Source organism: Bacillus sp. 220_BSPC, from assembly GCF_001054655.1.
Taxonomy (GTDB): Bacteria; Bacillota; Bacilli; order Bacillales; family DSM-1321; genus Peribacillus; species Peribacillus frigoritolerans.
This window is the reverse complement of record NZ_JVPL01000138.1, coordinates 1-10,796: the sequence shown is the minus strand read 5'-3', so window position 1 is coordinate 10,796 and position 10,796 is coordinate 1. Positions and strand designations below refer to the sequence as shown.

Sequence of the window (10,796 nt, the reverse complement as noted above, 5' to 3'; positions counted from 1 at the left end):
ATAAAAATAGACAAACTCGATTTTCATCGAGTTTGTCTACAGTCTGAGCCATTGCATTAACATGCAACGGCTTTTTTATTTTCCTGATTTGTTCTAGGCAGTATGAACTTTTTTCTTCTTTATCGGTGAAAGAATCCGTTCCAGCCATCCGAGTAAAAGATCCGAGAGAATGGCCATCAATGCCGTCGGAATTGCTCCTGCAAGTATGATTGCCGTTCCATTTGACGCATTCGTTCCCCTGACAATGATATCCCCCAGTCCGCCTGCCCCTACGAATGTACCGACAGCAGTTACCCCAATTGCAACGACAAGAGCTGTACGTAAGCCAGCCATGATGACAGATAGAGATAATGGCAGTTCGACCATTCTTAGTAACTGGAGCTTTGTCATTCCCATTGCCTTGCCAGATTCTAAATAAGTATGATCTATACTTGTAATCCCGACATACGTGTTTCTCAGGATTGGCAGTAATGAATACAAAAACAACGATAAGATTACCGTATTTGTCCCTAGCCCCATTACTAGCATCAGGAGTGCAAGCATAGCCAATGCTGGTGTGGTTTGTATGACATTCGTTATCGAAAATACCCAATTACTCAATTTCTTATGTTTCGCGATGAAAATGCCTATCGGGATAGCTACAATTGCTGCAAATAACACTCCATAAGCAGACATTAAAAAATGGCGATAAAATTCAGTAAGAACATACATCCAATTTTGGGAATAATAAGTTCCCAACTGTTGCAAGGTTTCCATTAGTTTGCACCTCCCAATTATTCAAAATATTTATGTGCTTTAAGGAATTCCGATGCTACGACCGATGGCTCCTTCAAGTTCCCATCCACTTCATAATTCAGTTCCTGCATGGTTTCAGTAGTGATCTCGCCAATTAACTTGTTAAGTTCCTCTTCAATTTCAGGATACCGTTCCAATAATTCTTCAGTAACGACCGGTGAACAGTCATATGGAGGGAAATATTGTTTATCATCTTCTAAGAGCTTCAAATCATTAACCTTAATCCGTCCATCTGAGGAATATGCAAGGACAATATCCATCTGACCATTTTTGACTGCATCGTATACCAAGCCAATCTGCATCGGATAAGTTTCGCCAAACTCCAATCCATATGTATCGACGAATCCTTTATAACCATCCCCTTTTCTTTTCAGCCAAGCACTATCCACACCTAACTTTAGATTATCTGCATCCTTTTCCAGATCCGATATTCTCTGATACCCTTTTTCCTCAGCCAATTCATTTGAAATCGTAAAGGCATATGTGTTATCGAATCCATAAGAATCAAAAAATTTGAACCCATATTGTTCCTTGAATTCCCTTTGAACCATTTCCATCGCCTTTACTGGGTCCTTTTCGATTTCCTGTCCCAGGACACTCGTTAAATCAGTCCCTGTATATCGAGTTGCGGCAATATCTATATCACCAGTCTCCATCGCTTTCTGCTGAACGAAATTCGAACCGAGATTTTTGATGATTTTCGTATCAAGTTCCGTATTCCTTTCAAGGAGTTGAGCGATCATGTTCGCAAGGATTTCAGATTCGGTCATGCTTTGGGCACCGATCTTTACAGTAGTTTCAGAAGATGACCCTAAACCAGGCAAAGAACAGCCGGTGATCATTAATGCACAAACGATAAGGGCCATTAAAATTGTATTTCTATTTTTTTTATACATGGTAATCCTCCTCAAGCAACTTCCTTCATGCCTTTCAAGCCTTTTGGTACGACTTTTCGCTCTATGATCGAGAATACATAATCAACCAGGATAGCCATGATGATTACCGGAACTGCACCAGCGATGATATATTCTGTTTGGTATAAATTCAAACCGATAAAAATGTAATCTCCCAAGCCCCCGCCTCCAATAAAGGAAGCTAAGGTGGCCCATCCAATTAAATAGACGGAAGCCGTACGGATACCAGCCATAATGACGGAAAGTGCAAGCGGGAATTCTACCAGACGAATCCTCTCCCAGCTTGACATCCCGATGCCGCGTCCGGATTCCAGCAGATTTTCATTTACTCCTTTAATGCCTGTGTATGTATTTCTGAGTATGGGTAAAACGGAATAGAAAAATAACGCAATAATCGCGGGTGTTTTCCCAACGCCAAGGAAAGGAATGAAAAAGGCGAGAACCGCTAAGCTTGGCAATGTCTGCATAATGTTCGCAATTCCGATTATAATCGATGCGCTCCTTTTCATTCGCGTCAACATTATTCCTAGTGGTACAGCGACTATTATTCCAAGGAAAACAGCGATCATGGAAATATATAAGTGCTCCCATGCTTTAAAGATCAATTCTTGCCAGTTCGTTTGTAAAAATTCGAGCATTGTTTCCATCTCTTACACCTCCTAAAACATTTCTACTACTTCTGCCACTTGATTTTCTTCCTCTCCCCAAATACTGTCATATACGATGTCGACCAATGTAGCCCTAGTGACAATTCCGACCAAATGTTTATTTTGGTCAACTACAGGCACGTATTTGAAACCTCGTTTTAAAATCTTTTGAACGGAATCACGGATTAAAGTATCCTGTTTCACTGAATAGACTTCAGTATTGATGACTTCGCTGATAAATTTAGCTTTTTTTCGATATTCACTGATCGTTTCAACATCTAGGAACCCTTTCAAAACATTTTGCTCATCGACCACAAGTAAAGAATCGACCCTTTTCTCGCGCATTATCGTAATAGCATCGGTAAGGGATTTTTCCTCTGTAATGGAAATTGGGTTTCGACTCATGATTTGTTCAACCAACTCAACATTGGGTCTTGTTTGAAGCAAACGATCTTTGCCGATGAATTCTTCAACAAACTCATTGGCTGGGTTTCTGAGGATTTCATCCGGTGTTCCCACTTGGACGATTTCACCAGCCTTTAAGATGACGATCCTGTCGGCTAGCTTAATGGCTTCATCCATATCATGCGTAACAAAAACGATTGTTTTATCAAGTGTGCGCTGCAGATTTTTAAACTCCTCCTGAAGGGCATCGCGGGTGATTGGATCTAGTGCGCCAAAAGGTTCATCCATTAAAATGAGTGGAGGATTGGAAGCAAGTGCTCTGAGAACGCCTATCCTTTGTTGCTGCCCCCCGCTCAATTCGTAGGGATACCTTTCCAGGTATTCGGGTCCCATATCGACAAGCTGAAGCAATTCCAGTGCGCGTTCCTTCTTCTTCTGTTCATTCCATTTAAGAAGTTTTGGAACGAGGGTGATATTTTCAAGAATGGTCATGTGAGGGAAAAGGCCGATTTGCTGGATAACGTACCCGATCTGTCTTCTAAGCTCGACTGGGTCTTTTTCCATGATATTTTCACCATTAATAAGTATTTTGCCTTCAGATGGTTCGATAAGACGGTTAATCATTTTCATTGTCGTTGTCTTTCCACATCCACTCGGACCAATGAAGCAAATGAACTCCCCTTTTTTAATATCCAGTGATATATTTTTTACAGCTTTCTTTCCTCCCTTATAGATTTTCGATACATTTTCGATTTTCAACATAAAAAGCACCTCCATCATTCGCATACAATTACAAATTTTACAAAAATATTAATTTTTCATATGCACAGTCTCTTGTACCCATAAGGTAAACTGCTTAAACCTTTTTTTATAAAAAACTAGTTCATTGTATTTATATTGAAAAAATGGTATAAAAAAACTACCCCAATTAAGTATGAGGCAGTTTGATAGATTTAAAGTATTAAAAATGAATTAAAATCCTATATTTTTAGCAATGAGGGTTTTTATGGTTTCATCTGTCCCTGTAAAGAATGTTGGCAAAGAAATGTCCCGATGACGCCGGACAATTTTATCGTCACCCATACTTCCGTAACGATCATGCAACTGCATGCACTTATCAGATATTCGCTTAGACATCTCCGTTATCCATTGTTTAGCCATCGATACTTCAGTTATGATATTCTCCCCAGTCATATGTTTACAGATCAACCCATCAATAAACGTTCTTCCCAGATGAATATCTGTCGCTATTTCAGCGATGGTAATCTGTGCCTTTTTAAATGCACTTCTTTTCTTATCAATTGCTTTTTGACTTTTTATAAAATTCATCGTCAAGTGAAGCATGTCTTTTGCTGCCATTATAGACCTGATCGCACAGATTAGTCTTTCCTGCTGCAGTTTTTGCATGATATATGAAAGGCCCTTCCCTTCCTCCCCAAGGAGGTTTCCAACTGGAACTGAAGCATCATCGAAAAATAGTTCGGCTGTGCCTGAGTTTCCCTGTTCTGTTTTACTAAGCTTTCTTCCCCGTGATAACCCTGGCGTATCTTTATCAATGAGCAGTAGACTGATTCCGTCCTTGGGAGGAACGGCATTTAGATCTGTTTTGCATGCTACTATCATGAAGTCAGCTTTAAAGCCATTTGTAACGAACGTTTTGGCTCCATTGAGAAGGTAATACCCATCTTTCTTGATGGCTGTGGTTTGGATATCAGCTAATTCCGATCCGATTTCCGGCTCTGTCCATGCAAAGGCAGAAATCATTTCCCCTGTAATGAACTTTGGTAAATATCTTTGTTTTTGATCTATTGTTCCGAATGAAGCAATATAAGGGGCTACAACATCAGAATGAATGGATATTCCTCCCAAGGCTGAACCCACCCTCTCCAATTCCTCTGCCAGCACAACAGAATATCCAAAATTTGCTCCTATTCCACCGAATTCCACTTCAATCCATGGACATAAAAATCCATTATCTCCTACCTTTTCCCAAAATGAGTAAGGTATTTCCCCCTCTTTTTCCCATTGATCATAAAAGGGGACTGCCTCCTTGGCGAGAAATTCACGAATTGATTGTTTAAATAATAGGTGTTCTTCCGTTAGAAAGGAACGGGAATCATCCTTATTGATTGCCATCGTGCTAACCATGGGCTAACCTCCATTCTTTTTTTACTGATCATTACTACCATGAACAAATAAAATATGTTAAACGCCTCGATGTAAACGGTTACAATTTCAAACAATTAAAATGTTCCTCAATATTCATGTTCAACAAAAGTATGGAATTTCCTTTTAAAAATCTATTTTTTCCCATTTTTAATGATTTGATTATGACTTAACCGCTTTGAATTTGGTTTTAAACTTATATTCTGTCGAGGTTATTCTTGGAATACAAAATGTAATAAATAGACAATTCTTCTTTTTACGCTCAAATCTCATTCTTTTTTTGTTTAGTACAATGGTTATTTAACAGCCTTCGTTAGTGAAATATACCAGCTAATAGCATGTCAATATCCTTCTCTAAAAGATTCAATTCCCTTAGATCTACTATTTGGGCCATGCCCAATAACCCTCCAAAACTTTTTTGGAAGGATATTTCTCTGATACAGTTAATTAGGCAACATCCAGGAACGTTTCTTTTCTCTTTAATATACAGTAATTCCTAATAATATAGACAATAATTCCAGGTTTTTCAAACACGATTATTGACTACTAAATCTTTCTTGGTTTATATTAATTCCTTCATAACATCTTTTTTGGTAAGAACAGCTTTTGCAAACTGCTAAGGAATCCGTCTTCAAATACTTTTTGGGTTCTTGTAAAAGATTCTTGATCATGTTGAGGTATTCCAATCCACCAGAAACATCCTTCTTGGTTGGTATAAATGTTTCTTTTTTACCTTCCATAAGCGAGTATATCTCTATTCTTTCCGGTAATTGATCAAATGCCTTTTCACAAAATACCGAAATCATATTATTAAATAAAAGATTCATTTCTTCATCTGTATCAACTAAATACTTCTTTATGATGAATGAGTTGCCTGACCATTCTGCCACTTCAAAAGTTAAGGAAAGTTCGGTACCCAACTCATCCATGTTCATGTTAAATTTTTCATATAAAAACAAAGGTGGATTTTCATTTTTTTCAGTAGTTAAACATTGGGGTAAATGATCTGTAATATTAGCAAGAGCCTTATAATAATGAATCTTCGACTCGAACTGATGTACTTCAACGGCACTCCAATGATCATCTATGAACTCCAAAACCTTCTTAGTCGTCTGACTTTTTGGAGGAAGTTTATAATATCGACTTACAACTTGATTAACCACAAATTGAACCATCTTCCTCCAATCCGATTGAGTGGTGATTTTTCCTTCAATATGAAAATAGTAAAATTGATAAGGACATCTTATAAAATCCTGTAAATGATAATCAGTTAAAGTAGCAATGGAAATCCGATGTTCCCTATCGATCATTCCCTTCTCCTCTCTCTCCTCATAAAATTTCAAATTCTATATTGAAGTGACAAAACTATTCTTTATAAATTCCCTCCCGAAATTTTGGCAGTTCTTGATATCCTCATCATCTGGGGTTAATTCTACTTTTAACCCTTCCAGGACGATAACAGCACCCTGTTCCCTTAATTTTTCTGTCAAAATATCTACGGCTGCACCATATTGTGGGTAAGATGAATCGCAGGAACCAAACGCCGCAGCCTTCTTTCCAGTTAGATCAATATGATTCATATCCTCAAAAAAGTCTAAAAAATCATAGGGTAACTCCCCGTCTCCCCACGTATATGCTCCTAATATGATCCCATCGTAATCTTCAAGCATGGAAGCTTCAGGACCATCCATAATATCTATCTTTTCGATACTCACATCACTGATTTCTGTGATACCTTCTGCAATGGTATTCGCCATTTCTTCTGTATTTCCACTCATACTGGCAAAAATTATAATGATTTTAGACATGATAAGTTCCCCTTCCAACATCTCGAACGATTTATTGTTTTTATGTTATATGTACATGAAATTTATTTTCTTAAAAAGCATGTACATCACCAGAGTTCATTTTATTCTTAATTTTTTGTACGTTGCTCAGTTCATCGGAAAATGAAAGAAATGACTCCCTATCATGTGCATCGAGTGCTTCGTTTACTTTAAAACTCAAATGGTTAATTTTAAGGTTCAAATCCAAAATGGAGCAAATGCTGCCCTTGGAATACAGTTCCTCGATATCTTCCACGTGCATAAAAAACTGAAACTCGTTGTTGACAACTATTAAAGAGTGCCATCCTAGGCAATCAATGTACTTCCGTTCATTTGTAATTGTCCAAACATCTCCTTGAAGAAACTCAATTATATGTTGGTGCCTTTCACCCGGACAGCAGCAGCTTACTTCATGCTGAAATAGTTCTAATATAATAAAATTTTTATCCATAGGTGCTCCTCCTTCACTCACATTCAGTTTTTTTGAATTCTTCTTCAACCTTGGCACTTGGTCAGTCCATTTGTTTTTGACGGCTACCGCCTATTCAAAATTCATTTTATTAACATGCAGAGAACCAATCGAAATTGATAATCATTTTCAATTAGTATTTTATGTGATAATGATTATCATTGTCAATCTGTTTTAGCTAAGTTTTCATATTTTTGTTTTGTTGCCTTGGAAAAATAGATGCCTAGCTACCGCTGCTGCCAAGTACAAAAAAATACGCTGGAGAATAACTCATCCCAGAGTATTTTTTACGCTATACAACTATTTTATCGTCTTTATCCCTTACCCGGTTTAAATGCAGGAAACTGTCCAGCCGCTATCTTCCTTCGCATTCAAAAAGTGCATTCTTTGTTCCTACACTACTTTTTATCCTTGTATTTCCCCATTAATGACAACACACTTCCCATTTGTTTGCTTCTTTATCATCCTTCCATCCTTGATGTATACAGTGTAAGTATTATTGACTTTAGCATCTAATCTTGCTAGGTCTCCCGTTATTGCTATGATATTTTTGACAGCTTCCCTCTTCAGATTTTCGATAACTTTCTTTTTCCATTGTTCCCGTTTTATTTCATCAACCATCAGGATCCCATCCTTCTTGTTTGATTTATGTCTTCTTCCTGATATAGAGTATTACATTTTTATTATCTTGTTACCCTTATGCTTTTCCTTATTAATCCGTTTCGAATTCTTTTTTTGTTTTCTAACATAACAGGTTACGGTAAAATTAGTGATTCAGGTACAAGCTTTTTTAGCAGGAAATAATCTATGGTAACTATGCAAGGGTTTTCCTCATAAAAATGGTTTATGGTATGATAGTTAGATTGTTTTTCCACCCTGTGACAACTTTTACATTCATCAAGGAAAGAGGTATTTATGCACACCACAGAATTAACCAAGCGGCATTGGCTGCTCATCTTAACACTTACTTTATTAACATTTGTTCTCGGGACAAGCGAATTTGTTATCGTCGGGATCTTAACCGATATTTCCTCGAGTCTCCATATTACGAATGCAAAAGCAGGCACACTCGTTTCTGCGTTTGCCATTACGTTTGCCATTGCCACACCGCTCGTGATGTCGGCAACAAGCCATTTTCCAAAACGGAAATGGATGTTGTTCTTGATAGGTTCGTTCATCATCCTGAATGCTTTATGCGTGATTTCAACCACCTACGTCATGCTCCTTGCACTTCGGATGATGACTGCGATTGTAACAGGAGTTTTAATTTCTCTTGCTATGATTGTTGCCAGTGAAAACATGCCAATCGCAAAACGTGGACTTGCTATATCATTCGTTTTCGGTGGTTTTACACTTGCAAACGTGATCGGAGTACCAATTGGCACTGTCATCGCTGAAAGGTACGACTGGAATGCAACCTTCCTGTTAACGACTTTTCTCGGAGCTATTGCGTTTTTGGCATCTTTCTTCATTTTGCCTACTATGCACAGTCCATTCCGCAGCTCAATGCGTGATCAATTTTCTTTGTTGACACACCCGCGAATCTTAATGGCCTTTTTCATTCCATCGCTTGGATTTGGAGCGACGTATGCCGTATATACTTATCTTGTTCCGATCCTGAAAGGAATGGAAGCACCAAGTGGTTCAATAAGTTGGATCTTGTTTGGCTACGGATTCATTTCCATTTTCAGCAACATACTCGCTGGTAAAATTGCCAGCTACAATGCCATCGGACGCCTTAGGTTTGTTTTCCTCGTCCAAGCAGTTGTCCTGATCAGTTTATATTGGACGACAGATAATTTTATCTTTGGCTTGATTAACATTAGCTTGATGTCATTAATGGCCATCCTTTTAACAACATCTATCCAGCTATATTTGATAGACCTAGCCGGTATTTATCAACCTAAAGCTACAGGATTGGCTGCTTCACTGATGCCTGTGGCAAGCAATGTCGGTATCGCCTTTGGTTCCGCATTAGGCGGAATTGTTTACCATCAGGGAAATTTGATGAGTGTGACATTGGTAGGCGGGCTGATTGCCATCTTGGCAAGTCTTCTAACTTTCCTGAGTCATCGCTTGGACCAGAAACAAAAGAAACCGGCATAGGAGAAAAGCTGAGAACACCAATGAGAGATGCTTTCTTGCTGCTTGGCTTCCCATTGGTTGAACAAGATCCTAATAAACTGGAATATAGCCTAGATCAAATGAGAGGATGAACGACGCATTTCAAGTCTACATTCGAAATTGTATCCAAGACGAATGACATTCGTGGAAAAGATACAAAAAAACAAGCATTATGAAAAGATTTGAAAAAATCAGGAGTATTTCTCTAATTCCAAGGAGAAGATCAGTATGTCCATTCCATTAAACAGCAGTATAATTAAAGGGAAAAAACGTGCCGTTTCATTAGATTTAGCAAGAGGTGCTATGTTACTGCTCATTGCCCTCGCACATGCCCCGCTATATTTGTACAACTCTGAACCTGGGATCATGCAAAGGGCGGAAAGTATAAACTTTTTTGATCAAGTCGTTAATCTTTTTGGCATGTTCTTTATTGATAACCGGGCAAGAGCGATGTTTGCCGTAATATTCGGATATGGATTAGTGCTCTCATTCGAAAGTCAAATCTCTAAAGGTAAAAGGAAAAAAGTTGCCTTAAAAACGATACAACGGCGTTCCTGGTATTTGATTTTATTTGGAATCATGTTAGCGGTGTTCATCGGTGGTCAAGACATTTTAATGGCATACGGTATAGCAGGGCTGTTCGTTAGCTGGCTATTAACACGTGAGAACAAAGCACTAATAAGAACGATAACTATCATTACAATATTATATTGTCTTTTTACCCCTATATTATGGGGCTTTAACATGAAAGGAATCGGAAATTATGGTTTTGCTCCAGAGGTTTCAGCCACAGACACATACCTAAGCACAGCCATGATATCCATGCTTTCTTTCCCTATCATTCCTATCATGATTCATTTAATGTTCCCCATTCTTCCTTCCGTTTTGGCTGGAATGTGGATGGCTAGATTTCAGTTATTAACAAAGCCTGAACAGCATGTAAGAACACTTTATTTCATATCTATTATTGGGTTGACTGTCTCATTCCTGGGAGCGTTACCTTTATCCTTTATAGGGAGCTTGTGGCACCCTAGGTTCTTTATAGCAGGTTTAATATCCGGACTGCACATGTTAACAGGAATCGCCGGTGGACTAGCCTATGCCGCGATTTTTGGATGGATTGGGGCAAGGTTAAACAATTTTGGATACATTAGCGATTCTTTAATGGCTTTAGGAAAACGTTCATTAACTTTCTATGTTTGGAATGAGGCAATGCTCGTGCTATTTCTATCACCAGTAGCACTTGATTTAGGAGGGCGAGTGAGTAACGGTATAGCTGCTATGATTGCAGCAGGAATTTGGTCCCTTTCTCTCGTTTTGGCGACTTTATTGGAAAAAAATAATCTGAATGGTCCATTGGAAAATTTATTGAGGCGATTAGTATATAAACATCAATAATCAAGGCTGTTTTCACATACTTTGTTGCTATTTACCAAGTAGTGAGGTGTGG

Annotated in this window: 11 protein-coding genes; 2 read left to right on the top strand and 9 right to left on the bottom strand. The window is 38.3% G+C overall.

The features are described from left to right. Nucleotides 1–93 precede the first annotated feature (93 nt). The 9 genes from ADA55_RS09150 to ADA55_RS30015 all read right to left on the bottom strand — a co-directional run bounded on the left by ADA55_RS09150 (nt 94) and on the right by ADA55_RS30015 (nt 7,843). Nucleotides 94–756, bottom strand: coding sequence for an ABC transporter permease (locus tag ADA55_RS09150; protein WP_048682342.1), 663 nt, complete (start codon nt 754–756; stop codon nt 94–96). A gap of 17 nt (nt 757–773) precedes the next feature. Further along, on the bottom strand, nt 774–1,691 hold the full coding sequence (locus ADA55_RS09145) for an osmoprotectant ABC transporter substrate-binding protein (protein WP_048682340.1): 918 nt from the start codon (nt 1,689–1,691) through the stop codon (nt 774–776). Between the two features lie 11 nt (nt 1,692–1,702). Continuing rightward, nucleotides 1,703–2,356, bottom strand: a complete 654-nt coding sequence (locus tag ADA55_RS09140) for an ABC transporter permease (protein ID WP_034306861.1) — start codon at nt 2,354–2,356, stop codon at nt 1,703–1,705. Nucleotides 2,357–2,368: 12 nt separating this feature from the next. After that, the gene (locus ADA55_RS09135; protein ID WP_048682337.1) at nt 2,369–3,523 is read right to left on the bottom strand and encodes a betaine/proline/choline family ABC transporter ATP-binding protein; all 1,155 of its coding nucleotides are present in this window, start codon (nt 3,521–3,523) and stop codon (nt 2,369–2,371) included. Nucleotides 3,524–3,733: 210 nt separating this feature from the next. Continuing rightward, on the bottom strand, nt 3,734–4,909 hold the full coding sequence (locus ADA55_RS09130; protein ID WP_065421133.1) for an acyl-CoA dehydrogenase family protein: 1,176 nt from the start codon (nt 4,907–4,909) through the stop codon (nt 3,734–3,736). A gap of 554 nt (nt 4,910–5,463) precedes the next feature. Continuing rightward, on the bottom strand, nt 5,464–6,237 hold the full coding sequence (locus tag ADA55_RS09125; protein ID WP_048682335.1) for a hypothetical protein: 774 nt from the start codon (nt 6,235–6,237) through the stop codon (nt 5,464–5,466). A gap of 36 nt (nt 6,238–6,273) precedes the next feature. Beyond that, a complete protein-coding gene (locus tag ADA55_RS09120; RefSeq protein ID WP_048682331.1) occupies nt 6,274–6,735 on the bottom strand; it encodes a flavodoxin in 462 nt (153 codons plus the stop codon). Nucleotides 6,736–6,805: 70 nt separating this feature from the next. Beyond that, on the bottom strand, nt 6,806–7,204 hold the full coding sequence (locus ADA55_RS09115; RefSeq protein ID WP_048682329.1) for a hypothetical protein: 399 nt from the start codon (nt 7,202–7,204) through the stop codon (nt 6,806–6,808). Nucleotides 7,205–7,627: 423 nt separating this feature from the next. Continuing rightward, nucleotides 7,628–7,843 (bottom strand): hypothetical protein, encoded by a 216-nt coding sequence (locus tag ADA55_RS30015; protein ID WP_048682327.1) that lies wholly within the window; start codon nt 7,841–7,843, stop codon nt 7,628–7,630. 294 nt (nt 7,844–8,137) lie between these two features. On the opposite strand from ADA55_RS30015, the gene ADA55_RS09105 reads away from it, so the two are divergent. Then, nucleotides 8,138–9,328, top strand: a complete 1,191-nt coding sequence (locus ADA55_RS09105; protein WP_048682322.1) for an MFS transporter — start codon at nt 8,138–8,140, stop codon at nt 9,326–9,328. A gap of 246 nt (nt 9,329–9,574) precedes the next feature. Then, nucleotides 9,575–10,744 carry a DUF418 domain-containing protein gene (locus tag ADA55_RS09100; protein ID WP_048682318.1) on the top strand — a complete coding sequence of 390 codons (1,170 nt, stop codon included), beginning with the start codon at nt 9,575–9,577 and terminating at the stop codon, nt 10,742–10,744. The last annotated feature ends 52 nt before the right edge of the window (nt 10,745–10,796 follow it).